Origin of the sequence: [Clostridium] saccharolyticum WM1 (genome assembly GCF_000144625.1) — a bacterium.
In the GTDB taxonomy this organism is placed as follows: domain Bacteria; phylum Bacillota; class Clostridia; order Lachnospirales; family Lachnospiraceae; genus Lacrimispora; species Lacrimispora saccharolytica.
In genome coordinates, this window is sequence record NC_014376.1 from 3769892 (window position 1) to 3795761 (window position 25870).

16 protein-coding genes and 2 riboswitches are annotated in these 25870 nt (G+C 51.7%); all 16 genes read right to left on the bottom strand.

Annotated elements, in window-relative coordinates:
• Positions 1-206 precede the first annotated feature (206 nt).
• The 16 genes from CLOSA_RS17590 to CLOSA_RS21915 all read right to left on the bottom strand — a co-directional run bounded on the left by CLOSA_RS17590 (position 207) and on the right by CLOSA_RS21915 (position 25759).
• Positions 207-701, bottom strand: coding sequence for a sigma factor-like helix-turn-helix DNA-binding protein (locus tag CLOSA_RS17590; RefSeq protein WP_013274088.1), 495 nt, complete (start codon positions 699-701; stop codon positions 207-209).
• A gap of 397 nt (positions 702-1098) precedes the next feature.
• A riboswitch (cyclic di-GMP riboswitch) is annotated at positions 1099-1187 on the bottom strand.
• Between the two features lie 17 nt (positions 1188-1204).
• A complete protein-coding gene (locus tag CLOSA_RS17595) occupies positions 1205-8578 on the bottom strand; it encodes an S-layer homology domain-containing protein (RefSeq protein WP_013274089.1) in 7374 nt (2457 codons plus the stop codon).
• Between the two features lie 18 nt (positions 8579-8596).
• Entirely contained in the window at positions 8597-8812 is a 216-nt protein-coding gene (locus CLOSA_RS17600) for a hypothetical protein (RefSeq protein ID WP_013274090.1), read from the bottom strand.
• Between the two features lie 84 nt (positions 8813-8896).
• Entirely contained in the window at positions 8897-10897 is a 2001-nt protein-coding gene (locus tag CLOSA_RS17605; RefSeq protein WP_242647752.1) for a metallophosphoesterase, read from the bottom strand.
• A gap of 139 nt (positions 10898-11036) precedes the next feature.
• Positions 11037-12323 (bottom strand): sensor histidine kinase, encoded by a 1287-nt coding sequence (locus tag CLOSA_RS17610; protein WP_013274092.1) that lies wholly within the window; start codon positions 12321-12323, stop codon positions 11037-11039.
• Entirely contained in the window at positions 12320-13057 is a 738-nt protein-coding gene (locus CLOSA_RS17615) for a LytR/AlgR family response regulator transcription factor (protein ID WP_013274093.1), read from the bottom strand. Before CLOSA_RS17615 ends, CLOSA_RS17610 begins: the two co-directional genes overlap by 4 nt.
• Before the next feature lie 449 nt (positions 13058-13506).
• Positions 13507-14013, bottom strand: coding sequence for a sigma factor-like helix-turn-helix DNA-binding protein (locus CLOSA_RS17625; protein ID WP_041708691.1), 507 nt, complete (start codon positions 14011-14013; stop codon positions 13507-13509).
• Between the two features lie 398 nt (positions 14014-14411).
• Positions 14412-14500: riboswitch (cyclic di-GMP riboswitch) on the bottom strand.
• A 12-nt stretch (positions 14501-14512) separates the two neighbouring features.
• A complete protein-coding gene (locus tag CLOSA_RS17630; protein WP_013274095.1) occupies positions 14513-16750 on the bottom strand; it encodes an S-layer homology domain-containing protein in 2238 nt (745 codons plus the stop codon).
• 25 nt (positions 16751-16775) lie between these two features.
• Positions 16776-19208, bottom strand: coding sequence for a beta strand repeat-containing protein (locus CLOSA_RS17635; protein WP_013274096.1), 2433 nt, complete (start codon positions 19206-19208; stop codon positions 16776-16778).
• Positions 19205-19384 (bottom strand): hypothetical protein, encoded by a 180-nt coding sequence (locus tag CLOSA_RS17640; protein WP_013274097.1) that lies wholly within the window; start codon positions 19382-19384, stop codon positions 19205-19207. The genes CLOSA_RS17635 and CLOSA_RS17640 overlap by 4 nt, the downstream gene beginning before the upstream one ends.
• A gap of 37 nt (positions 19385-19421) precedes the next feature.
• A complete protein-coding gene (locus CLOSA_RS17645) occupies positions 19422-20336 on the bottom strand; it encodes a DUF4428 domain-containing protein (RefSeq protein ID WP_242647754.1) in 915 nt (304 codons plus the stop codon).
• A gap of 18 nt (positions 20337-20354) precedes the next feature.
• Positions 20355-22040, bottom strand: coding sequence for a DUF2207 family protein (locus CLOSA_RS17650; protein ID WP_013274099.1), 1686 nt, complete (start codon positions 22038-22040; stop codon positions 20355-20357).
• Positions 22041-22048: 8 nt separating this feature from the next.
• Positions 22049-22603 (bottom strand): LemA family protein, encoded by a 555-nt coding sequence (locus tag CLOSA_RS17655; protein WP_013274100.1) that lies wholly within the window; start codon positions 22601-22603, stop codon positions 22049-22051.
• Between the two features lie 102 nt (positions 22604-22705).
• Positions 22706-23128 (bottom strand): acid shock protein, encoded by a 423-nt coding sequence (locus CLOSA_RS17660; RefSeq protein ID WP_013274101.1) that lies wholly within the window; start codon positions 23126-23128, stop codon positions 22706-22708.
• 50 nt (positions 23129-23178) lie between these two features.
• On the bottom strand, positions 23179-23583 hold the full coding sequence (locus CLOSA_RS17665; RefSeq protein WP_013274102.1) for a hypothetical protein: 405 nt from the start codon (positions 23581-23583) through the stop codon (positions 23179-23181).
• 172 nt (positions 23584-23755) lie between these two features.
• On the bottom strand, positions 23756-25759 hold the full coding sequence (locus CLOSA_RS21915) for an SH3 domain-containing protein (protein ID WP_013274103.1): 2004 nt from the start codon (positions 25757-25759) through the stop codon (positions 23756-23758).
• Positions 25760-25870: the final 111 nt, after the last annotated feature.

Here is a 25870-nt window from a genome sequence, read left to right on the forward strand (position 1 = left end):
AATCCGTCCCACCACAGGGCGTAACTGCCGCAGACATAATCGCTCGGAGGGCATTTGCCCTCGTCTTGGCGTGTCCCGGCGTGTCGCTCTCCCTGCCGGTGATGTACCCATCACACCCATATTCTGTTTTCAATGTTCAGGCGAAAGGAAATTGGAAAATCCTTTCACCCAATGTCAAAAAAACAGGGGGGTGTAGGGGTACGAAATTAAATTTTTTTGAAAAACTTTTGCAGCTTTGTCGCAGCCGCCTCTATGCTTTCGTGGACAGAGGTAAAATGTACCCCTTCACGGCTAGCGATCTGCCGGTAGGATAAGCCCTCCACAAAATGCAGAATAAACCGGCGTCGCTGGATTTCCGTCAATTCTCCGCTGTCCAGCAGCCGCCTTGCAGCTTCCTTGGCTTTTGTGGTATCGCTTTTATGTATCAAGTCCAAATCAAGGGGCGGTGCGGCGAGCTGCTCTGTTTCCTCCAGTCCATTGATGGTCACATCCAAACGGCTTGTCCGGTTTTCGTGTATGACTTGCTCATGATAGATTTCATCCGACAAGGCTTTCAGCTCTAAAAAGTCCTGTGCCGTCTTGCCGGGGTTCTCTGCAAGGTAGTCCTCCAGTGTGATTTCTACAATGCGGTCTGCGAAACGGTAAACAATGCCCTCGCTGAATTTATTTAGGGCATAATCACTGTCTTTATAATTCTTCATGTTCCTTTCCTCCAATCTGTTTTGCGAAATGCGAAAACAGATTGGAGGGTGGGGAACGGCAGCGTGGCTCGGCCGAAAGGTTACTGCAAAATCTCCGATTTGGTATAATTTGTAATATATGCGGGAATTTTGTCGAAAAAAATAAGTCAGCACTTCGCCCTTGGCAAAATACTGACTTTTTTAGATTTACATGATTAAATGATAAGTTTGAATAGGAATTTATATAAGATGTTCTTTCTTTATTTACACCTCGAAAAGGGATAAAAGCGGAATATTTTCATGTGGATACCTCTCTCGCCATAGCCATAGCGAAAGTCGGTATCACGAAGTCTAAAGCATCCGTTAAAAGCCGCAAATGCCTGCCCTCCGGTATAAAGAGGGCAGGCTTTGCTTAACTGTCAGCAGCCAGACTATCATAGCGTCCTAAGACACCTTAGACCCTCGGCTTTGCGTCCCCGGCTTTTGCCGGGTTTGCCCTTGGCTTATTGATTTGTTGTTTTTATTTACTTCTTCGGCACTCGGAGTACATCACCGGGGAAGATAATAGAGAATCGGCTTTTATTGTTCAGTCTCTCCAGCTCGGCCATCGTACAGTTAAACTTACGGGCAATCGTCCAGAAACTGTCGCCTCGCTGTACCGTGTAGGTGGAATAAGCCCGGTCTTTCGGCACATCCGCCGTCACACCGTACTGGTCGAAAGTATAGGTCGTGCCGCCGATGTCCTTTTTCCCAATAATGGGCTTGCCATTTTCATAATACATCCATTGGCCGCTGTCGTTCATCGACCAGCCTTGGGCCGTGTCGTTAAAAATTGCCAACTCCACGAAACGCTTCAACACCGCCGATACCTCGGCGCGAGTGGCCGTTCCCTGCGGGTCGTAGAGATTATTGCTCTTACCTTGGATGATGCCTGCCATCTGGATGCGCTTTACGGAAGGAGCCGCCCATGCACCAATTTTGGCGTTATCGGCAAAGGTATTCTGTGCATGAACTTCCGGCAGCTTAAACCCGATAGCCGTGGCATACCTGTCCATAATAACCGCCATCTGTTCACGGGTCACAAGACCGTCCGGGTCGAATTTGCCGCCGCCGATGCCGACCAGTATGTTGTTTTTTACGCCCCATTCGATATAGCCCATGTAATAGGCATTGGCTTTCACATCGGTAAAGCTGCTCTTTGTATAGCCGCTCACGTCGGCGTCTGCCAAACGTCCGAGCGCTGTTACAAACATACCCCGTGTCATGGAACCGTTGGGGTTGAACGTGGTGGCGCTGGTGCCGGTCATGAGGCCACGGTTTGCGACAAAGAGAATATCATCCTTTGCCCAATGGCCATTGATGTCTGTAAAGTTGAAGCTAGCTTTGTAGGCTATACCGTATGTAGAGAAATGGCTGGTGGAAAACACCACCGTTCCGCGCCTTGCATCATAACTGGAATCGGTGAGATAGGTCACTTTGCCTTTTGCGTCCACATACACGGCATAGACATTGCCCGCAATTTCGCCTTTTTGTAAGGTATAAGGAATCTCTACACTGACGCTGCCCTTGCCAAAATCAGTCACGGATTTTCCGCTGCCGTAGGTTGCCTTGAGGTCAAAAGCTGGTCGGTTGCCAATGGCGGCCTTTGCATCGCCGGATAGCTTGGCGTTGTCCATGCGGGTGGCGGAAAGCTGTACATCGGCCTTCGCCTGACGGTTAATCTCGGTTACCGCCGCAAGGTTGATGCCTATGGTAAGGTCGGGACGGTCAATGACAAGCTGAACGCTGGAAATCTTGTTGTCGATGACCTGCTCCTGTGTGGTCTTAGGCAGATTGACTGTGACTGTGTTTGCGTCCTTCCCGCCGGTGGTAACATGGATCACCGCCGTGATGTCGCCCGCATTCACGCCTTTTTTTGCCGCCTCGGCCTTTGCATCCGCAATGGCGTCGGTGATATTCTTATCAGTCAAGCTGACGTTGGCGTTGCCCTTACCGTCCACTGTGGCCTTGTTCTCCGTATTGCCTGTGACCGGCTCGGTGGGCTTAGTGGACGGAGCAGGTGTATTGGAACCACTGCCGGATCCGCCGCCATTACCCCCACCACCGCCAGTTCCTCCCGTATAGGGAGTTGCCGTGATGATGATGGTTTTCTGCGCGGTGGTTTCGCTTTGACTACCCTTAGACACCGTGATGGTAAAGGTGTAGCTGCCATTTGTGCCGCTGGGATTTGCGGAGGTTCCCGCAATCGGTGCGATGTAACTGATTTGATTTATGGTGACTGCAACGCTACCGTTACTCACCGCCGTTTCTGCGGTTGACTTCAAAGCGGTCTTGATTGTGCTCTCATTGGGTGCCGCCGCTTGGGTCATGTTGGCATAGCTTGCGCTCTCGGCGGCGGTTTTCGCCGCAGCGACGATTGCAATATCCGGGTCAGGAGCAACATTCACGGTCATGGAAAGGCTTTTACTGTCATTCACGCTGCCCTTGGAGAGTGCAACGTCATACTTCCCGGTTCCGCTGTTGTAGGTAACAGTTGCGGTCACCCCTGCGGCATTCCCGGAAAGCAGACCATTCACATAAGCCTGCACGGCGGCTGTTTTTGCCGTCTGATCTGCGCCGAATGCGACATTGACCGTTCCGTCAACCAAAGCCGTTTTTGCCGCGGAGACTGCCTGTGCATCGGTAACACCGGTATAAGGCGTTGCCGTAATAACAATGGTTTTCTGCACAGTGGTATCACTTTGACTGCCTTTGGATACCGTAACGGTAAAGGTGTAGCTGCCGTTTGTACCGCTGGGATTTGCAGGAGTTCCCGCAATCGGTGCGATGTAGCTTACCTTGTTTATGGTGACCGTAATATCGCTGTTATTGACCGCCGTTTCCGCAGTATTTTTCAGAGCCGCTTTAATAGCGTCCTCATCGGTTGCCGCAGTCTGAGTCATGTCAGCATAGCTTGTACCCTGTGCAGCGGTTTTCGCCGCAGCGACGATTGCAATATCCGGGTCAACAATCACTATGTAGTTGACCGTGCTTGAGGCGGCGGCGGTGTTATAAGCAGTGGCGGCGTACTCGGCGGTCAAGACACAGGTTCCTGTGCCGCCGGGTGTCCATGTAAAGACAGCCACACCACTGGCATTCAGGTTTGCCGTACCCAGATCTGTGCTACCGTTCTTAAAAGTAATCGCCTGCCCATTTACACCGGGACCGGTAAAGTAACCTGTGAGGGTTGCGGTCAGGGTGATGGAACTGCCCACGATTTGCGGGCTTTCGGGAGATGCCGCCAGCGCAAGGGTGGTCGTGTGTCCGACCACATCCAGGGTTACCGCATTGGAGTAGATCGTCGTACTGTCATACGTCACATAATAGCGCAGTTTATAAATCCGTGTGGTGGTAGGGGAAAGAATGGTGCCATCCGGCCAATTCTCCCAATCATCGCTGTCGCCGCTAAAGGTGATGGAACTCTGCCAACCCTCCGCCGTAAGATCCACGCCATTGCTCGTTACGGTGGGCTTGTAGCTTGTAAGGCCGCTCGGCTGGATACCATTCCCCGCTGTAAAGGAGTCGGAAATGGTCAGTGTGCCGATGGTGGGCGCAGGCGGTGCAGTCCATGCCGCGCCGAACACCGGCCAGCCGCCGTTTACAGGGCTGTCTGCGTTGTCAGCCTGCCATGTGGAATAAGCAGTGCTGGCTTTTTCGCTGACCCAGCCGTTGAGGGCGGTGATCAGCCCATCCGCTGTCCCTGCCGCAAAGCTGCTGTAGCCTGTTCCACTGCCATGTCCAGAAGCTGCGGTTGCCGTGCCGACCAAATAATAGCTATGCTCGAACACGGTGTTGCTGTCCACACTACCAGCCAGTGCGCCAATCCAATTTATTGAGCTACCGCTACCTGTTACGCTACCGGTATTATAGCTGTTCTTAACCGTTCCAATATTGGAGGTATATTGGCTGTTTGCACCGTAGATACCGCCTGCTATCACCATTGCAGCGCCGGTGCCGAACACATCTCCGGTGTTAAAGCAGTTTTCTATTGTGCCGCTGCTCAGATATCCCACGATACCGCCCGCATTGACTTCATCTCCATTGGACGCAGTGCCGCGGATATTCACATGGCTGCCACAGTTACGGATGGTACTGTTGCCGCCAATACCGCCGGCAATGCCGCCCATGTACAGTGAGCCGCCTGTTTCTGTCACATTTATGGTGCCGGAAACGCAGAGATTTTGGATGGTCGCGCTCAACGCGCTTCCGAACAGACCGGTGTAGCCTCCGTTTGCTGCTGTGATGGTCAGTCCCGAAAGGCTGTGCCCCTGCCCGTCGAAGGTGCCGCCGAACACACCGGCGTCATTTCCCACCGGCGTCCAGAGGAAGCCGGAGACGTCGATGTCGGCGTCCAACTTGATGGTGTAATCCCGATAAGTCGATCCGTTTGCACTCCACCACGCCGCACCCTTGGCGGTTTTGATGGTGAGAGTTTTTCCGCTGGTGTCCAGCACATAGTCGGTGTCGGGTGCCGCCGCCGGGGATGCCGCCGCATATTGCGCCGCAGTAGGCAGGGCGAAGCTGATGACCACGGCATCACTGCCGGACATGACGAGCTTTTTGCTGGCAACTGTGCCGCCGCTTGCTGTAATTGCGCTTGTGCCGTCGGTGGCGTTTGCAATCGCGGCAGACTTTGCGGAGCTACCTATGGTGAGCGTTGTGGTGGTCTCAATTGCCGTTGCCGCTGATAGCGGATTCCCATCTCCGTCTATCGCGTTGTTTTTAGCAGTAACCGTACCGCCGGTAATTGAGATTTCGTCTGCGGAGATACCGCAGCCCATAATACCGCCGCCATTGCCTGTAACGGTATCGCCGGTGATTGCGATTTCACCTGTGGCAAAGATGCCGTAGCCCGCCAACATACCATCACTGGACCCTGCAATGGTACCGCCGGTAATCGTCAGATTATCAAGGCTGAAGATGCCGGCACCGGCTACTGAAAGTCCACCAGCACCTGTAACAGCGTCGCTGTCAATGGTCAGAGTGCCAACGCTCATCATGCCATAGCTTTCAACAGCTTTCCCGCTGATACTCGTAACGGTGCCTCCGTTCACGGTCAGCGCACCGCTGCTAAGAATTCCTATGCTTTGATCGTCCTCATCAAAACCGCTATCGCCTGCGGTGACGCTTAGGGCGCCGCCGCCGCTCACAGTCAGATCGCCTGCGCCGTAAATGCCGTAGACAGCTCCTGCGGTGACATTGCCGCTCTGAATGGTGCTTGTCGTACCGTCACCCAGCACAACGGTTGCGCTGCTTGGAACCTTTAGGGCAGTAGGCGCGGTGGTATTAAGGGTCAGATCGGAGAGAACGAGGGTGTTGGCGGCGTATATTTCACTGCCGACTGTGGTTTGGACGGCGTACCATGTCCATCCCTCGGCGGTGTTGGTGTAAACATTGCCGTTTTGGGTTGAACCGTAGAGCTTGGATGTGCTGATGTCCGTCAAATTTAGCGCCGTAGTGCGGACGGTGTGACCGTTATAGGTCCATTTAGCGTAATAAGTAATGCCACTGTCGCCGTCGCCGGTAAGTGCCGTTCCTTCGCCGTTGGGCGCAGTGTACCAGCCCGCAAAGGCATAGCCTGTGCCGCCCCATGCAGGGTCAGAGCTGGGTTTCACGCTTACGGTGGCTATGCCATTGCAGAAATCGAAAGTAGCAGGAGGTATTTTCACCGCAAAGGTAAGGTACTTGTACGATGTGATTTGAGACGCATTGTAGTTTTCCACAGGGTTGTTTCCATCGTAGTTGGTGCTTGCAATCACTTTTGCAATGGTATCGCTGTCTACGGTTGGAGCGGCATTCATCGCAGCAACCCCTCCCTGAATAATGGGCGAACCGCTGGAAACGACAAGGCTACTGTTAGACAGGCCAACGCCAACATAAGTAGGATTATAAATGCTACCGCCGGAAAGCGTTACCTTACCAGCGCTGCTTAAAATCGCAGCAGAAAGGTATTTATTGGCTGATACCACACCGCCGGAAACACTTACGTTGCCGCTCTTGTTGTTAACACTACACGCCTCAGCTCTTACGATCCCGTCTTGAATACTCACTGTGCCCGTGCCGTTGTTAAAGATACCTGCACCGCTGGCGGAGGTGTTTTCAATTGTGCCGCTGAGGAGAGTTAGGGCACCGTTTCCGCCGGACAGTTCAACAGTTCCACCGTTGCTGCCAACAGACCGGCTGCTTGTCATTTTTCCGCCGGTGCCGCTGTCCTGGATGGTCAGCGTACCGGAGCCATTGTGCTTGATCAGGGAAGTACTCCCGCTACCATCGTCAGCCAGCGTTTTGCCGTTTAAGTCAAGAGTGAAGCTGTTTGCGCCGTTGATGGTAATCGAAGACGAATCCGTGATCGTAATAGCATCTGTAAGTTTAATGGTCTGCCCCTCATCAACCGCATCTACCGCCGCTTGCAGGGTGGGGTAACCTGTGCTGCCGATTTCGGCGACGTTCGGCGCAGGTGCAACGGAGAGATAACGAAATTGATTGAGACGATAGTCGTCGCTGGTTATAACATCCATTTCACTAAAATATCCGCCCTTGATGATAAAGCCCGTGGCGGTCAATGTTCCGGTCAGCGCGCTGCCGGGAGTAGACAAAGATAAGCCGCCTTCTAAGCTTACTGTGGCGTAATCTGTGACGGTAAGGCTACCGCTGATGCCGCTGCCGCCATTTGCTATACCGCCTCCGTACTGACCGCCAATGGCTATGAGCGATGCACTGTCTGTAGCGGCGACATTCCCGCTGATACCGGGGCCGCCGATACCGCTGGTACCCAGTGCAGCCGCTCCACCTATGCCGCCGGTAGCAGTGAGTGCTGCCGCTCCTGTAACCGTGACATTCCCGCTGATACCAGCCCCGCCGGTACCGCTGGTACCCAGTGCAGCCGCTCCACCTATGCCGCCGGTGGCGGTGAGCGTCGCTGTGCCGGTAAGCGTGACATTTCCGCTGATTCCGCTGCCGCCGTTGCAGGCATTCATAGGATCAACAATTCCACCGATTCCGCCGGTAAAAGAGCTATCATTTAGAAGATTCAGGATAACGCTATCGCTTGTTACCGTAAGTGCGTTACCACCGTCAACCTTCGCTGCTGACCCATCCGGGGCTTCGATTGTCACACCGTCAAGGTTCAGCATCACATCCGACGCACTGACTACGATAACATTGGAGGTGGAGGTTTTTCCCTCGATCATGCCTATGGTATATTCTCCCGCCGTGCCAAACGTCAAAATTCCGTTTGCAAATATCGGCGCAGCTCCATCTTCATCTACGGTAACCGAAAAGTCGCCGTAGGTAGTGGGAGTACCCCCGCGAAGAGCCATCATAAGTGGTTGCGTACTTACCGTAACGGTAATTTCCGGCAGCTCGGCGCTCACCGCATAGCCTTCTATCACCGGTGCGAATACATAAACGCCCTCAGTATCCATGTCATATTCCGGCTCGGATGTCCATGTGACTGGAATGTCTACGGTTGTTTCTTTCCATTCGACTCCGGTCACTTTGTCTGTCTCCGACTGCCCATCGGAATCTGTAGGGGCGGCGGAACCGGGGGTTGCTTCTGCCAAATTACCCGATACGGAGCCCTTGTCCGGGTTTCCTGAATCGTGGACAGCATCCTCCGATGTGCCGCTGTCGGCAGTCACCGCTGTCCGCACCGTTGCCGTCAGGCTTTCTGGAAGCCCTAAATCCTCCATAGCTGTGCCGGTTGATACCGACCTTTCTGTTTCATCAAGCGGTGCAAATGCAATGATTTCGCCCTTTGCGCCTATTGGCGTACCTGATTGTTCCGCCATAGCCGAAATCGGCAACATAGTCAGAACCATGCACACCGATAGCCAAATACTTAAAATTCTTTTTTTCATATTCTTGTTTCGCTCCTCCTATTTCAGTATCTTTCTTGGCCAATAGCACACGCCCACATCCAGTGAGCGTGGCTTGTCCAGATGAAAGTCGGCACACCGGCAGTACCAGCATTGCCGCATCCCTTCCGGTGTATCGGCTCTCGGCTCAAAAGCCGGGCAAACCTGTTTTGGCCATACGTTACCCTCCGCATTGGGGGCGGAAAGCGGCGCATCCTCACGCCTACGCTTTTCCATTCCATCACGCTCCTTCCGGCGAGGATACAGAGGCATCCCAAATGATTCGGGATGCCTCTTATGTTCAAATACGCATACCCGCTTTCAATTGCCAAGATTCTTCATGGCATCAATAATGGGGAGCAATCGGTCTGTTGCAACACTTGCCAAGTCCATGACAGGGATGTCGAACAGCCAATAATCCCCAGTTGCGTGATTGTCACCGTCGCACCATAGGTTCAGGTTGCCTCCGTCACCAAAGTAAAAACGCATCCCAAATTCGGGAGTATCTATGCTCTCCGCGAGCTTTTTATATGCCGCCGCTTTGAGTTCTTCGGGCAATGCACCGTCAACTCCCGCAGCCGCAAAACCGAATTTGCCGTCAAGGATCAGTTGTTTGAACGCACCCTTATCCTTTATGAAATCCCACAGGTTACCCGCATCCTGACCGCCCGTGGTCAAGCTGAAGAGCTGTGTCTGTATGGAATTGACAGGATAAGCCGCGCCTGCGGTATAGGCGGTATTGTATGTCCTGATACTCAGCAAATCCCCGCCTACCACTTCAAAAATAGGCATAATATCGTAAGTGGTATCTTTTTCGGCAGAAGAAGTGGGTGCGAGGCAGAATGCTTTTAATCCTTTATTCAGTTTTGCCTGTACACCACCATCCGCTAAGCCGCTTACCTCCACATAACGTGCCTGTGTGTCGGTATCACCATAGTTTTCAAGTGCTTTGGTGTCAAAGGATACATTGTCTAAGGGATTTGCCGCAGGAGCGGCTTCGCCTTTTTCTCCGCTGACGCTTGCGGCAATATCGGTCACAGAGCCATCCTCATTGTACATATACAGTGCGGGGATAGTTTTCTCGCCAGTGGTGATGACAGCAAAGGTGCGGGTGGCCTCCGGATAGTCGGTGTTATGGTCGATCCATGTTCCCTCATTGATGTAGTATTTTCCATTGCCCATATCCCGATAGGAGGGCACATGGGTATGGCCGAATACCACTACATCCACATTTTCGTTGGGGTTTTCCAGATATTGCACCTTTGCCTGTCTGAAAAAATACTCCCAGTCCAAGGTTCCGGCAACCGCTTCAAGAAAGCTGTTGGGAACTTTGACTTGATTAATTTTCTGACGCTCGTCCCATGTGCGCTGAATGTTCTGGAACAGCACTGGTGCAGAAATGGTTCCATCCGCCTGCTGTACCGGATAGAAATCCAGATAAGTGTAGGCGTAGTCAAATCCAGCGATGTGCATATCGAATATCTTCTCGTCAAGGTTCTCATTGGGCGTCATCCGCTCGGAGACATTTTTAAGAATCGAGTAATAAATATAAGCGCCGTACTGATCCACATTAGTCTTATCCGGCACATTTGTTACCACCGGCAAGTTCTTTTCTACTTTTGGACGACCCTCCAGCACCCATGTTGCGGCATAGCGGGCATAGAAATATCCGGCAGGAAAGATGGTGTCCTCATTGCCGCACAGCTTTGCATTGGTCACCGTGTCCGGGGCGGAAAACACATCGTAACGGTGACCGTGCTCGATTGCAATTTCGTTGCGGTCGCCCGTGTAATACGTTCCAAGCCCTTCGGCGTCTCTGGCCTGTACGATCTTAGGGATTGCTTCTTTCAGAACGTCGGCTTCCAGCGTCATGTCGTGGTTCCCGATCACGTAGACCAGTTTGATACCACTTTTGATCACGTTGTTCAACTCGTCGATCACGCCCTGATTGTTTGCGATTACAGCCTTGTAAAACTGTTTTTCATCTGTGTAGCTGGGATAATAGACCGGCAGAAACCACTCATCCAGAAAATCACCGTCAATGACCAGCTCCCGCACATCGGTTGTGCGTTGCAGTCGCTGTAAAAACTCAATCAGCAGCGGACGGTTTTGTACCGTTTCGGCATAGTTGTCATCAATCCCAATATGGAGATCGCTTATGACAACGATCTTGTCTCTTTTTTTGCCCGCATCCCACAAAGCCAATGGACCGGCCTTGTTCGAGCATCCGGTGGCGAGCAGCGCCAAAGAAAGCACCATACAGGATGCCAGCAGGAAGGAGAGTATTCTTTTTCTCATGTTCATTTCCTCCAATAACTCCATAATATTTTGCAAAGTTACGCTCTGAGAGTACCATGAGAAAAAGAAAAATGAGCCTTTGCACTTAAAAGACTCATTTTTACACTTAAAAAACTCAAATTTAATTAAAATTCGCTCTTGACAAACGGAAATCTTCGTTATTTCATACCAACAGGCGCACCCGAAAAACACCGTTTTCGATGTTATAAATCAGCTCACCGTCATATTTCTTTGCAAAGGCGATGACGCTTTTGCTGCCGATTCCGTGGCCTTCTTCCATGGAGACGGGGTAACTATCTTCGTCAAGGGCAGTATCTTCTGTACAAGAATTTTCGATCTCTAAAAGCAGGCGTCCCATATTGCGGCAGATAAAATGGATGAAAAGCGGCTTACTGCCTGATTGTTTTATGCAAGCCGCAATGGCATTTTCCAAAAGGTTTGACACCACCATAGAAAGCTCCAAGGAATTCACCGTTAGCTCCCGTGGGATATCCAGTTCTATCTCCGTGAGAATGCCCGACTGCTCTGCACGCTCTGCGTAGTGGCAAACAGCGGCGTTGACGGCTGGGTTTTCGCAGTAGACCTTGCTGATTTTGTGCTTCACTTGATTTTGGCTTTGCAGCAAGGCGAAAGCCTCAACCGTTTCACCTTGCTCTAAAAGTTCCTGAAGCACGTTGTTGAAGTGGCGACGGTCATGGGCGGCACGACTGTTCTGCGCTGATACCTCCTCCATCAACGCCAGCCGCTGGGACATATTGCCTGCGGCCAGTTGCAGGTATTCTCGCTCCGCCTGCATCCTTTGGTTTTCCTCTCTGACCCGATACTCCCGCTGAAGGTTTTTGAGTGAGAGGAAAATGGAGCCGTAGGCAGCAAGGCCGATGAAAATAACTAGAAGCAGTGGAACTGCCTGCTCCGTCAGCATTACGACAATGTCATCGGTGGACAGTACATAGTAGGTAAACGTGATATAAAGCCCCAGTGCCACGGCAAAGTACGCCGTCCAATGCTCAACCGCCTGCCGATATAATGGGCGCACATGCCGAACCAAAACCAGCAGAAAAACGCCAAACAGGAGGAGACGCAGCAGCGAGTTGGCATAGGGGGGATAAGGCAAATGCCTTGAGCCGACAAAGCTGAGGATAATCACAGCGTCGCTGATGTTCTGAACGGTGATATAGGAAAACAGCCACTGCATAAAGGTATCTTTGAATATCGGCCGCACCGCAAAGCAAAGCACCGCAAACAGAACAATATCCAACTTTGCAAGCAGGGTCAGGTTTCCACTGAGATAGCAGTAAACCGCCGTACCTAAATCAGCGGCGAGAATGCCCAACATCGTCAGCAATGTGACCTTTTTGGAGTATTTCGGCTGCAAAAGCGTCATCATCAGCAGAACATTGGCAGTGGTAGAGATCACCGCCCGTAGGAAATCTGGAAAATGTTCACTCATCTGCATACCTCCTTTGCCATCAGATAGTCCATATAGGCATCTCTTGCCACAGGATATTGCTTTGCCGCAATAGGTACAATCTTGCCGCCGTATAACGTGAAGTTATCCTTGGCGAAACGCTCCACCCGGCGCATATTGATAATAAAGGAGGTGTGGCATTGCAGAAAGTGCCTGTCCTTCAAAATAGATGCACAGTATTCTGAAAAATTCTCACGAAAGGTGCGGCTGGATACTTCTTCGCCGTTTGCCAAGCTGAAGATGACAGCGTGGCTGCGGTATTCACAGCAGATGATATCTGACAGCTTCATTACCCGCAGGCTCTCTGCTGTTTTGACGGCAAAAGTCTGATCCTCCGCAAGGTCTGTTTTAGAAATGGCGAGGGTCAGTGTATCAAATAGCTGCTGTTTTTCAATCGGTTTAATCAGATAATTGATAGGGCTTGCCGCATATGCCTGTAGAGCAAACTGCGGTTCCGTGGTGGCATAGATAATTTGCGCCTCACGGTCAAAGCGGCGAATTTCCTTGCCTAACTCCAAACCGCTCACCATGGGCATGACAATATCCAGTATGTAGAAATGAAAGCTCTCGGTTTCAATCGCGGTCAGTAATTTATCAGGATGAGAGAATTCTTTAATCTCTGCTTCCAATATATGAGTATCAAGGTATTCTGTTATGTATTCGTTGATGACTTCCAACTCTCTCGGCTGGTCGTCACAGATGGCAATACGCAGCATAGCGGTCACTTCCTTATGGTATTTTCTTTTCGGGGATCAGTAGGTTTTTGGGCATCAGCGGGAATAGCCCAAGAACGCCCGAAGCGGTAAACCCCCGGAATGCGTCCGGCTTGGCAGTATTGATGTACGCGCCGTTCTGATACGCCCCATTTGTACGACGCTTCCCGCGCTGAGATATATTCCTGCAAATTACTCATCCCATTCCTCTCCTATATGAATATAAAGATACAACATATATTATATGCGAATATCCGTATATTTTCAACAAATAAAATTATAGCTGCGGATGGTGCGAATTTTTATCATAAACAGGGCAACCGATATGTTAAAGTGTCTACTCCCATATTGGGAAGTCCATAACTTCCTATCAGTTGCCCCTTATCTCCTTCTATATTATAGCGGTTTACATGAGAAGTCCAAAAGGCATCACTCTCAGGTTTATTATATTTTCACAAATATAAAATTAAACTTTTGAAAAACTTTTGCAACTTTGCCGTAGCCGCCTCTATGCTTTCATGGACAGAGGTAAAAGGTACCCCTTCACGACCGGCAATCTGGCGATAGGATAAGCCCTCCACGAAATGCAGGAGAAAGCGCCGCCGCTGGATTTCTGTCAATTCTCCACTGTCCAGCAGCCGCCTTGCGGCTTCCTTGGCTTTTTGGGTATCGTTTTTATGTATCAAGTCCAAATCAAGGGGTGGTGCGGCAAGCTGCTCTGTTTCCTCCAGCCCATTGATGCTCACATCCAAACGGCTTGTCCGATTTTCATGTGTGACTTGCTCATGATAAATTTCATCCGACAAGGCTTTCAGCTCCAAAAAGTCCTGCGCTGTCTTGCCGGGGTTCTCCGCAAGGTAGTCCTCCAGTGTGATTTCTACAATGCGGTCTGCGAAGCGGTAAACAATGCCCTCGCTGAATTTATTTAGGGCATAATCACTGTCTTTATAATTTTTCAAATTCCTTTCCTCCGATCTGTTTTGCTGAAATGCGAAAACAGATCGGAGGGTGGGGAACGGCATCGTGGTTGTGCAGAAAGGCTACTGTAAGAGCCTGAGAATGGAATATATTGTAAAACAAGCAGAGATTTTGTCGGAAAAAATAAGTCAGCACTATGCCCATGGCAAAATACTGACTTTTTTAGGTATACACTATTAAATTGCAGGTTTGAATAGGAGTATGTATCGAATGTTCTTGCTCTATTTACACCTCGAAAAGGGATAAAAGCGGAATATCTTCATATGGATACCTCTCTCGCCATAGCCATAGCGAAAGCCGGTATCACGAAGTCCAAAGCATCCGTTAAAAACCGCAAAAGCCTGCCCTCCGAGTATGAAGGACAGGCTTTTGCTTAACTGTCAGCAGCCAGACTATCATAGCGTCCTAAGACACCTTAGACCCTCGGCTTTGCGTCCCCGGCTTTTGCCGGGTTTGCCCATAGCTTATTGATTTGTTTTTTTACTTCTCTGGTACTCTGAGTACATCGCCGGGAATGATGAGAGAAAACCGGCTCTTGTTGTTCAGCCGTTCCAGCTCACTCATGGGGCAGCCCAGCTTGCGAGATATGCTCCAGAAGCTATCGCCCTTTTGCACGGTGTAGGTGGTGTACCGCAAATTCTTCGGCACATCCGCTGTCACGCCGTACTGGTCAAAGGTATAGGTCGCTCCGTCGATGTCCTGCTTGCCGGTGAGGGGCTTGCCATCCTTGAAGTACATCCATTTGCCGGAATCGTTCATGGACCAGCCCTGCGCCGTGGAGCTGGAAATTACCAGCTCCACAAAGCGGCGCAGTACAGCAGACACCTCGGCTCTTGTGGCTGTACCCTGCGGATCAAAGAGATTGCCGTTTTTGCCGCTGATTACGCCTGCCATTTGCATCTGCTTCACGTCTTCCTTGGCGTAGGTGCTGATTTTAGCGTTATCTGTAAAGATATTTTCGATATGAACCTTCGGCAGAGTATAACCGATGGTCTTGGCATAGTTGCTCATAATGACCGCCATCTGCTCACGGGTGATGGACTGATCCGGGGCAAACTTTCCATTTCCAACCCCGTTTATAATGTTATTATTGCTTGCCCACTCAATGTAGTTCATATAGTAAGCATCGTTCTTCACATCGGTGAAGCTGCTTTTTGTGTAGCCGTTCACATCGGCGTTTGCCAGCCGTCCAAGGGCGGTGACGAACATTCCTCTTGTCATAGCCGTGTTCGGGCTGAAGGTAGTGTTGGAAGTGCCGCTAAACAATCCACGGCTCACCACAAACTCAATATCTTCCTTTGCCCAATGAGCCGCAATGTCCGTAAATGCGGTGTTAGTCTGTTTATAGCCGATGCCATAGGTGGAAAAATGATCGGTGCTGAAACGCAGTACCTGTGCCACACTGTCATAGACTGAGTTTGTGAGCCAGTGTACCTTGCCCTTGGCGTCCACATAGACCGCCTGCACATTCCCGGCCTTTTCATTTGCGCCGAGGGTATATGGGATGGTTACCGATACGCTGCCTGTGCCGAAGCTGCTAACTTCCTTGCCGTTGCCGTAGTTCACCTTGAGGTCGAATACCGAGCGGCTACCGATGGCTTTTTTCGCATCACCGGTCAGCTTGCTACTGTCCCCACGGGTGGCAGTGATGTTGACATCCGATTTTGCCTGTTTGTTAATTTCCTGCACGGTAGCCAAATTCATGCCGATTCGGATGTCGGGGTTGTCCACCACCACAATGGTGTTGACGATTTTCTTCGCAATGATGGTGTCCTGTACCGTCTTAGGCAGATTAACCGTAACATTAGAGCCGGTCTTGCTGCTGGTATCAACACGGAGGATCACCGTGATTCCATTTTGCTCGTTGCCGTTTTTCTTGGCGTCCGCCAGAGCCTTCTCAAAGGCATCGGTCACAGTTTTGTCAGAAATGTTCACTGTGACATTGCCCTTACTGTCCACTGTGCCGGAAACCTTGATTTCCCCCTGTGTGGGTGAATTCGGCTTGTCCGGTGCGGGTGGGGTGACGATGACAGGGCTACTGTTGTCGTTTGAGGAGCTTCCGCCGCCGCTTCCAGAGCCACCGCCACCGGTGTTACTCCAATGTGCATAGTAGGTCACATTGGCACTGACTGTCGTGCTTGCGGAAATCTGAGTTCCGCCGCTTGCCGCCGTGTACCAGCCGTCAAAGCTGTAACTGCCAGAGCGTGTCGGTGTCGGGAGTGCTCCTACCGCCGTACCGGGTGCAACCGAGCGTGAAGTTTCACTGACCGTGCCGCCGTTCGGGTTGAAAGTGACAGTGTAGTTGCCCACTGCGTTTACGGTGATGGAAACTGTTGCCGTTGCGGTGCGTCCGCCGTCATAAGTGACGGTGATGGTGGTGGTATATGTGCCCACTGCAAGACCCGTTGCAGCCCTTATATCCCACGAGTTGATGCTGCTGCCGGCGGCAACGAAGTCTTGACCGCGGTGTATCGAAAATACGAATGGGTGGTCAGTTGTCACATTGGTGATGGTCGCCTGCGCATCGCCGCTGTTGGTGATGACGATGGACTTGTAGGTTGTCCGATCATAGCCCACGGTTACGGCGTCAAGGGTGACATCGGCAACGGAAAGATTGGGGGTGGGTGCGACCGGAACAACCACAAGCTGAACATATTTGTAGGTGGACAGTGCCGTGCTGTTATCCCACACAGTACCCGGGGCTACGTCACCCACCATGATGCTGGAGTCAGAAGTGTGGTGGTCAAGGTCGGGGGGGGGGGGTATTCATTGCCTGTGAGGTTGCAGCCGTGCCGCTTTGTGCCGTTACCGTGCCGCCGGAAATGGTCATGCTGCCGGAATATTGGAAATATACACCGCCGCTTATGGCGCTTGCCGTGCCACCGGTTGCTTCCACCGTGCCGCCGGAAACGGTCATGCTACCGTTGGAAGATTGGAAATACACGCCAGCGCTTGTGCCGACGAATCCGCTTGCCTCATCGCCAGTGGCGGTCAGGCTGCCGTCATCAGAAACACTCACGCTGCTGCCGGAACCATTAGAAAACACACCGGCGCTTGTGCCGTTAGTCTCGCTTGCCGCATCGCCGGTGGCGGTCAGTTCGCCGCTGCCGAAAACACTTACGCTGGTAGCATACACGCCTGCGCTTTTGCCGCTTATGTCGCTTGCCGTGCCGCCGGTGGCGGTCACCATTCCGCCCCCAACGCTCAGGCTGCCGGAATACACGCCTGCACTTGTGCTACTTGCCGCGCCACTTTGTGCCGTTATCGTTCCATCGAAAATGCTCATGCTGCCGTTTTCTGCGGATACGCCGTAGCTGGCGCTTGCTGCGTTGCCGGTGGCGGTCAGGCTGCCGTCATCAGAAACACTCACGCTGCTGCCGGAACCATTAGAAAACACACCGGCGCTTGTGGCGCTTGCCATACCACCGGTGGCGGTCAGTTCGCCGTGGCCGGAAACGCTCACTCTGCCGGTGCTGTCAGTGCTGTTGTTGTTTACATACACGCCGGCGCTTGTGCCTTGCGAACCGCTTGCCGCATCGCCGGTGGCGGTCAGTTTGCCGTCATCAGAAACGCTCACGCTGCCGGTGCTGCCGGTGCTGGATCTGTTGTCAAAATACACGCCGGCGCTTGTGCCGAACGTCCCGCTTGCCGCATCGCCGGTGGCGGTCAGTTTGCCACTGCCGGAAACGCTCACACTGCCGGTGCTGTCAGTGCTGGATCTGTTGTCAAAATACACGCCGACGCTTGTGCCGAACGTCCCGCTTGCCGTGCCGCCCTTGGCGGTCAGTTCGCCGTCATCGGAAACGCTCACGCTGACGGTGCTGCCGTTGCTGCTGATGTTGTTTACATACACGCCGACGCTTGTGGTGCTTGCCATACCGCCGGTAGCAGTCAGGATGCCGCCATCAGAAACGCTCACGCTGCCGTTGCTGTCAGTGCTGTCGCCGTTGTTTAAATACACACCTGCACTTGTGCCGCTGTTGCTTGCCATACCGCCGGTAGCGGTCAGGGTGCCGTCATTAGAAACACTCACGCTGTTGCCGGCATACACGCCGTAGCTTTTGCCGAACGTCCCGGTTGCCGCACCGCCTTTGGCAATCAGGCTGCCGCTCTCTATGGTCAGGCTATCAGCATACGCGCCGTAGCTTTCGCCGCTTTGATATGTTACCGCACCGCCGTTGGCGGTCAGGCTGCCCCCCTCTATGGTCAGGCTATCAGCATACACGCCGTAGCTTTTGCTTTGCAAATAGATTGCTGTGCCACCGGTGGCGGTCAGGCTGCCGCTCTCTATGGTCAGGCCATCGGAAACATACATACCGGCACTTATATCGCTTGCCGTGCCACCGGTGGCAGTCAAGTTGCCGCTGCCGCTTTCGGAAATCTCCAGCGTGCCTGTGGTGTAGATGGCATAACTGTCTTTGACAGATGCATTGGGGCAGGTTATGGTGTTGGTTCCCACCACGACCAACTTTAGGGCATTAAGAGTAGAACATATGCCGAATTGTACATTTCGGTCGTCTATTGTCGTGTTGTATCCATTGGTGATATTCGCATTGTCAAGGGTAAGGGTGCCGCTGGCAGGGTCATAGATGACGGTTGCGCCATCGCCGTCTGCTTCGCCCAGTACATCGCTTGCGTTGGCGCTGGTCACCTGCACGCCGCCCACCCATAGTTCGGGGATTGTCTCAGACAGGAGAGCAACCTCCCCGCGCGCCGCCGCAATTGGCGGCATTTCACCCACCGTCACGGTAAGCTCCGGTAGCGGGGCAGAGACCGTGTAACCCTCTATCACCGGCGTAAAGACATAAACGCCCTCGGTATCCATGTCATAGTCGGGCGAGGCCCATTCCACCGGAATATCCCCGGTGGTTTCTTTCCATTTAGGCTCGGCGGCCGTTGTGGGAGTTGCCGTTTCCGGGCTGCCGGAATCCTGTGTGGAATCTTCATCGGCAGGCACGGCTGTCCGCACTGTGGCGGTCAGCGTTTCGGGCAATTCCAAATCTTCAATGGATGTTCCCAGTGATACCGCTTTTGCTGTTTCTGTCAGCGGTGCAAAGCTAATGATTTCTCCGCTCCCGCCAATGGTCGTATGTATTTCTTCCGCCATTGCCGATACCGGCAGCATGGTCACAATCATGCACAGCGCAAGAAACATACTGAATAGTCGTTTGTTCATAAGGTCTGTCCCTCCTTGATTTCTAAACTTGTTTTTCCTTGTTCCAAAAGTTTTTCCAGCCTCCCGATTTCTTCCTCGGTGGCAGAGCGAATATGGGGTTTTTCACAGGAAGGGCATTCCTTTACCTCTCCTGCTCGGTAGAATAAAAAGCCGCAGTCCTCGCAGGCGTAGGTCATGTCATGCCCTCCTTCCGCATAGACAAGTTGATTTTCTTCAAATCCCAAGGAGCTGCTTTTTCTTTGCCTCAAACTCCTGCTGGGAAATCACACCGTCCTCCATGAGCGCCTTGTATTTTTTGATTTCTTCAATGGCATCAGCAGGCGGAGCCATGTTGGTCTGTAACACCCCCATTCCCACCATACCGGGGCCAATAGATTGCTCGGCTGCGTCGGGAAAAGCCACCATCCTGAGTGCAGCCACCAGCTTTTCAATTTCTTCTATGCTTTGCTGGTAGGAGCGGAGGTAGTTGTTCACATCCGGGAGGGTGTTATTAAACCGGGGACCGTCCATATCACATTTGAGCACCGTCCAGTAGGAGTGGTCGAAATGCAGCTCCACGTGAAACGCCTGAAAGGGTTCAGGAATATCAAAATACTGCACCGGTGTGGAGTTATTTACCTTGCCGTCGTCCAGCCTGTCAAGGGTTCGTGCCATCCGCTTGCTCGCTGCAATCTGTGCGATTTGCGGCGCCATCGCCATAGCCCGCTCGGTTACGGTGCTGGTATAACGGCGTATGCCTGCCGCTGAACCCTCAAACAGAGGGGTACTGTCCTCCCTGATGGTAAAGGATTTCAATTGCCTTCCTTCAAACACGGTTTTATCCGGGTTTTTGCTCATACAGAACAGCTTGTTCTGGTAATCAAAGATGATTTTGGTATCCCAAAGGCCGAAGTCAATCCGCTCAGAAACCACGAACTGGCCTTTCAGTATTTGGTTTTGATCGTAGAATGCCAGATACTCCCGAAAGCCCTGCATTGTCAGATTGCTTTCCTTGTCGGCGTCCATATCAATCTTGTTATAACAGTTGTTACAAATATATTCGCCCTCAATTTTCGATGGCAGAATCAGTGGAATCTTGCCGCCGCAGATGGGGCAAGGGGGTTTTTTAGAAAATAGACCCATCATCATTTCCTCCATTTGTTCTCATTATCTTGTTCCTCCGCCCGAACCGCCGCCGATAGAGCCGCAGCCTCCGCCAAGGGAAGCAAATCCGCCGCCTCCGCCGCTGCGCTTTTCCTGCTCACGCTGTTCCTCAGTGTTCTTCATACTGCTGTAAAGCAAGTAGTGGTAGGAATAGGCGGTCGCCATACTTTGACTATAATCGGTCAGCTCGGCAGAAATTTGTGGGTACAGCTCTTTCATCTGCTCCGCCACCTGATCGGCGATACCAAAGAGCATGGCATAGGTCAAAAGCTCCCGCCAAATCGGCATTTCCTTGACACCTCGTTCGGCAATCAATGAAAAATCCGTCAAATACCGTTTCAGCCCCATCAGCTCGCCCAGCTCCTGCTCCCCGGCAGGGGTCAGGTCGGTGAGCTTTACCGGTGTATTCCACCGTTTCAGACAATGCTTTTGGTTCAAATAGGTTCTGCCCGCACTGTCGCATTTCTGTATGTAGGTACGCAGCAGCTTGTCGTTTTGACTTACAAAGCGTTCCAGCTCCTTTGCCTGCAAAGTGGAATCCGAACCGGCCGCGCTTTCGAGCACCGTATAAAGGTACTCGTCATATTCGTTCATACTGCTATGATTGCTGCCCACCAGCCGCAGGCTCACTGTTTCGCGGGTTTGTCCCATCAAACCGATCTGCTGCGTTTCCACGGGGGACAGGCAGCCAAGCTGAATCAGCCGCAGCATTCCTGTGGAAAGAATCGCACCGTCCTCACACACATCAAACATCCGTCCCAGCGCATAGGTGGCACTCAGATTGCCGTCGTTGGGAATGTCCCTGAAATACCCGAACCGCTCTGCAAATCGTTGCCTTTTTTTCTCCGCACGTTTCTTTTTTATTCTGAAAGACCAAATCATCAACCCGATGGGAAGTCCCATGGACAAAAGCATCGTGACAATCGCTTCAAATGTGGATACTTCTTCGCCGGTATCATCGTAATCGCTGCCTGAAAAGGCAGTTTCTTTTACTTCCTCAAAGCTGCCCTGTTCTTGCCGTGAGGGGTACAGGATTCCTTTCTCCAGAGAAAACAGTACCGCCACATGGTTTTCGGGAGCAATGGGGCTTTCCGTGTAGGCCAGAATAGCGCCGTCTGAAAATTCCACCTGTCCGTCATAGCCGAATCCCCATACTGCGGCGTTTTCCTCGGTTATGGGCGTACCGTCCGCCAATCGGATTTCCACCTTCACATCGGTGGGGATGGTGTTCATGCCGTCATTGACAAATTGAAAATTGACTCCATCCCTGTCGCTGTAACCGCCCACTGCATTGCCCAGCTTGTATTCAATGGCATAGCGGTTTTGCCCATACCGGCTGATGCCAAAGCAAATTTCATACCCGCTGTCCGTATCATGGATGCCGCATTTTCTCGCCTTTTCTTCAAAGCTCCAATCAATATTCCAATCCGGCACGGTTTCATAAGCACCGTTTTGGTCGGAGACTGTAAGCTGGCTGATAGTCAGATAATCAGGTGCGTTCATGGGAATGTAGCTTTCGGTTCCCTCGTTAAAATTTCCCTCCCATACCTGTGTCACATACATGGAGCCGTCCTCGTAAATGACCGCCTGTATATCCATGGTATTGACTTGATTTGCCGCAAAAGCCGGGAAAGGGAGGGCAAATAATAAGGCAAAGCATAGAATCAGTCCGCTTACTTTTTTGCGCATCGGGCACCTCATTTCATGCTGGGCATATCCGCCTTATCAGCCTGCTCCACAAGATACTCTCTTTGCCCAAAACCCAGCATCCCGGCGACCATGGAGACCGGAAACATTCGGATTTCACGGTTCAGCTTTGTTACACTGTCGTTGTAGATCAGACGGCTGGTGCGCACCATATTTTCAAAGGTCTGCACCGCATCCATGGTTTTGATATAGCTTTGATTGGCTTTCAGGTCAGGATACTGCTCCGTTACCATGGCAATCCTGCCAAGGGCTTCAGAAATAACCCCTTCCTGACGCATCACATCATCCGGCGTGGATTTTGCCGTGATGACGCTTCTTCTGGATTTGATAGTTTCAATCAGCGTTTCGCTTTCGTGCTTGGCGTAGCCCTTTGTCAAATCCAAAAGGGCCGTCAGCGCATCAAAGCGGCTGGAAAGCTGCACCCCGATCTGGCTCATGGCATTACTGATATTCTCATCCAGCACCACCAGTCTGCGCTGGGTGGAGATGATCCATAGAACAATGACCGCAGCAATTACGGCGATTGTGATGAAAGTTGGCAGCATAGTCATTTCCTCCTTTTTGCAAAAGCGGATGCGGGTGTTCCGCATCCGCTTTTGCCATGAGATTATTTTTTTATGTTTTATCCATTTGATAAAACGCAATGATTAGTTGCTGTAGGGCTCGCTGTACTTAGTGACTAAGTTGGGCATTTCGTCCAGCATTGCCTGATACTGTTCTATAACGGCGTCAATATCCTCTGTGCTGGTGTCTCCGTATCCGTCAAGTTCTCCAAGTCCAACCCTTGCGGAGTCCATAATAGCATATACCGCGTTCAGCTCCTGAACCGCCAGCTCGTCTTGATCCCAGCCGTTTGCCGTGGCCGCTGCCGCCGCTTCTTCGTACAGCGGACCCATCTTCGCCATGATGTCTACAATTGCCGTTGCCTGCTCGGGGGTTACATTGTCTTTCCGTTCCGCAGCGGCGGGGGTGGATTCCGGTGTGGATGCAGGGGGTTCGGCATTGCCGCCGCAGGCTGCAAGGCTCAGTGTCATGGCAAGCGCCATCATAAGTACCAGTAACTTTTTCATTATAAATTCCTCCATTTTCTTTCGTTTAATTTTGTGGTGTTCAGGGAATATCAATGGCCGATTTCTTCTAAAGCGGCACCGGCTTCAGCGATGAATGAACGGCCTACCTCAATGGCTACTGTCAAGGCGCCCATAATCTCAGGCGTGAGCGTTTCAGGACTGGCAAAGTATTCGTCCGCCTTGATAATTTCACTGGAAAGGTCATTCATAGCAGTGACAAGCTCTTCATTTTCCAGAAGTTCAGGGCTTGCATTTACCCTGTCAGCAATTGCATCAAATTCCTCTGCCATGCTCATAAAATCCTGCGCAAGTGCTTGTTGCTCTGCTGTAAATTCCGTTTTCTCGACTTGTGTGGGTGTGGAAGGAGACTCTGCGGGAGCAGCATTGTTTCCTCCGCAGGCTGCAAGGCTCAGCGTCATGGCAAGCGCCATGATAAGTACCAGTAACCTTTTCATTTCTAAATCCTCCGTTTTCTGTTGGGTTGTATCGGGCAAAGTCCCATGCGTTCACTCTATCAAAACCCTGCCACAGAAAACCGTCTGCTGCATGAAACATGATTTTTTCGACATGAAACATGATTTTGGAGGTTGGTTTGTAAAGTGTAAGTGTAAAGTGTAGGCGGTGCAATTAGTCCTCCGTGTACGGCGACACATCAGGCTCGATCCACGCCTTACTGTCACGCCAGTCCACATCGAAGTCAAACAGCTTTGCGATGTCCCGCAGTTTGATATAGTTGTTACCCCCGATGGTGTAGGCGGTCAGCCCCGTCACTGCTGCGCCGGTGTCACCCCATACGAAGCCTGTGGTGCTTAGTGTCGCACTTTTACCGTCTTTGCCGATTGCAGTAAGCTCGCCGCTCGTCTTGGTGTACGCCGCATGGTTATACAGCTTCGCCTTGCCGTCCTCCCAGCGCACTTCAAAGCGTGTTTTCAGGAGTGCGCCCACATCCCGGAGTTTAACGTAGTTGTTGCCGCCGATGCTGTATGCGGGCAGCGCAGCCTCCGCACCGTTTAACATAAACTTAGTGTTGGTAGGCGTTGCCGTAACGGTGTTGATGGGTGTCGGTGCCGGAGCAGGTGTCTGTCCGGGCGTCCCCCCGGAAGACTTCAGGTTCCGCGGCGGCACGGCCAACCGAAGAATCTCTACTTTGTCTCTCACGCCGCTTACTTCACCTAACCTCACATTTTCTTTTTCTTCCCACCAGATGGTTTTATATTGGAGGGTCGCTGCCTGCTCCCATGTAATTTTTGCGTTGGCGCTCGTGTCGCCACCGATGGCAAAGCTCCTGATGGTGTCCTTGGTAAAGGGAGCCACCTTGCGGCTAACCTGGCCTTTGTTATAGTCCATGAGTTTGATCAGGTACGATGTAAATTCCCCATAGGTGGGATTCGTGCTCCAATTCATATTGGGATTGGTAAAGACCCGCCAGCCGTAACACTGATCTATAGCGGCTTGTCCGTGGGTTGTGATTCTTTCGTTAGTCCATTTCACCGGGCTCTCTTCAGGATAGTATTTACTTAAATTATTGAACACACCAGAGAAGAGTTGTGCCATTTCCGTGTTGCTAACGGGTACTCCCCAGTCCTCAAAACGCACGTTAGAAACATTCGCAACAAGTTGAGTTAGGGTAACCCTCGCACCGTCCTTATAGCTTTTTTCAGGAGTGAACACCATCATTTTGGGGTTCTCGGAGGGGCGCATTACAACATTAGCCGCCACAGCACTATCCTTGATTTCTATCTGCCATAAATAAGGCTTATCCACAGCCGCCACCTGTGTCTCGCCCGCACTCACTTTTGTCAGTCTGGCAGCCCACATATAATACGCCTTACCTTCATAGTTTACCTTTGCCCAGTCGCCCTTGAGCTCGGTCACTTCCAGAATGGTGCCTGTCGGAAGCTCCCCGACAATGTCGCCATCCGGCTTTGATCGGTAGACCGGGTTCGTACCGACCTTATACATCGCTCTGTCATCAATTTCGCCCGCAACTCCCAGATAACGTCCATCCGCCATCTTTATGGTTATTTCAGCCGTGTTAGCGTCTACAATGCGCTTTTTTTCAACATAGAATTTCGTGTCTCTGCCTCCTGTGCGCAGCACCGCGTTGCCTGCGGCGTCGATATTGATAAAAGTGTCATCTCCAGCGCCATACCACAAACCGGCGGCACCAGAGGCTATGGAGCCAAGGCGGATGCTGTACCAGCCGTTGTCTATCGCATCATACAGTTTATGAGTAGTCTCAGTTGGTGCGGGCGCCGTCTTCTCAGGGGCAACATATTCGCCGGTGACGGTGACGGTATATTTTCCCACGATTTGGCTTGTTTTTTCGCCCGGAGCAGTCCACCGCAGGGTAATCTCCTGCTTTCCTGCGATGTACGCAAATACCGTACCTTGATTGAGCGTCACATTGCCGGAGTTTCTGAAACTGATTTCGTCAGAGATGTCCTTTTTTTCGCCGCCTATCGTGACCACCGCTTTAATCCCGGTTCGGTCAAATCCCTCGCCAACCGTATATTCGGTCTTTGCGGGGTAAGACAGTATGGTCACAGCTTCCGCCGCAAACGCCGTTGTCGGCAGTAAGGTAAGCGCCATACACAGAGTGAGCAGTATGCCCATAAATTGCTTTTTCATAGTTTTTCCTCCTTTTTGATTGAACGAAATAACATTTATTTATCCACGTTCAATCTATCAGAAATCTTTCTGCAAAACCGTCCGCTGCATGAAATATGATTTTTTCGACAT

Coding starts and splice junctions, on each gene's coding strand:
- CLOSA_RS17590 (WP_013274088.1), bottom strand. CDS start 701: ATGAAGAATTATAAAGACAGTGATTATGCCCTAAATAAATTCAGCGAG.
- CLOSA_RS17595 (WP_013274089.1), bottom strand. CDS start 8,578: ATGAAAAAAAGAATTTTAAGTATTTGGCTATCGGTGTGCATGGTTCTG.
- CLOSA_RS17600 (WP_013274090.1), bottom strand. CDS start 8,812: ATGGAAAAGCGTAGGCGTGAGGATGCGCCGCTTTCCGCCCCCAATGCG.
- CLOSA_RS17605 (WP_242647752.1), bottom strand. CDS start 10,897: ATGGAGTTATTGGAGGAAATGAACATGAGAAAAAGAATACTCTCCTTC.
- CLOSA_RS17610 (WP_013274092.1), bottom strand. CDS start 12,323: ATGAGTGAACATTTTCCAGATTTCCTACGGGCGGTGATCTCTACCACT.
- CLOSA_RS17615 (WP_013274093.1), bottom strand. CDS start 13,057: ATGCTGCGTATTGCCATCTGTGACGACCAGCCGAGAGAGTTGGAAGTC.
- CLOSA_RS17630 (WP_013274095.1), bottom strand. CDS start 16,750: ATGGTGGGTGACGTAGCCCCGGGTACTGTGTGGGATAACAGCACGGCA.
- CLOSA_RS17635 (WP_013274096.1), bottom strand. CDS start 19,208: ATGAACAAACGACTATTCAGTATGTTTCTTGCGCTGTGCATGATTGTG.
- CLOSA_RS17640 (WP_013274097.1), bottom strand. CDS start 19,384: ATGACCTACGCCTGCGAGGACTGCGGCTTTTTATTCTACCGAGCAGGA.
- CLOSA_RS17645 (WP_242647754.1), bottom strand. CDS start 20,336: ATGATGATGGGTCTATTTTCTAAAAAACCCCCTTGCCCCATCTGCGGC.
- CLOSA_RS17650 (WP_013274099.1), bottom strand. CDS start 22,040: ATGCGCAAAAAAGTAAGCGGACTGATTCTATGCTTTGCCTTATTATTT.
- CLOSA_RS17655 (WP_013274100.1), bottom strand. CDS start 22,603: ATGCTGCCAACTTTCATCACAATCGCCGTAATTGCTGCGGTCATTGTT.
- CLOSA_RS17660 (WP_013274101.1), bottom strand. CDS start 23,128: ATGAAAAAGTTACTGGTACTTATGATGGCGCTTGCCATGACACTGAGC.
- CLOSA_RS17665 (WP_013274102.1), bottom strand. CDS start 23,583: ATGAAAAGGTTACTGGTACTTATCATGGCGCTTGCCATGACGCTGAGC.
- CLOSA_RS21915 (WP_013274103.1), bottom strand. CDS start 25,759: ATGAAAAAGCAATTTATGGGCATACTGCTCACTCTGTGTATGGCGCTT.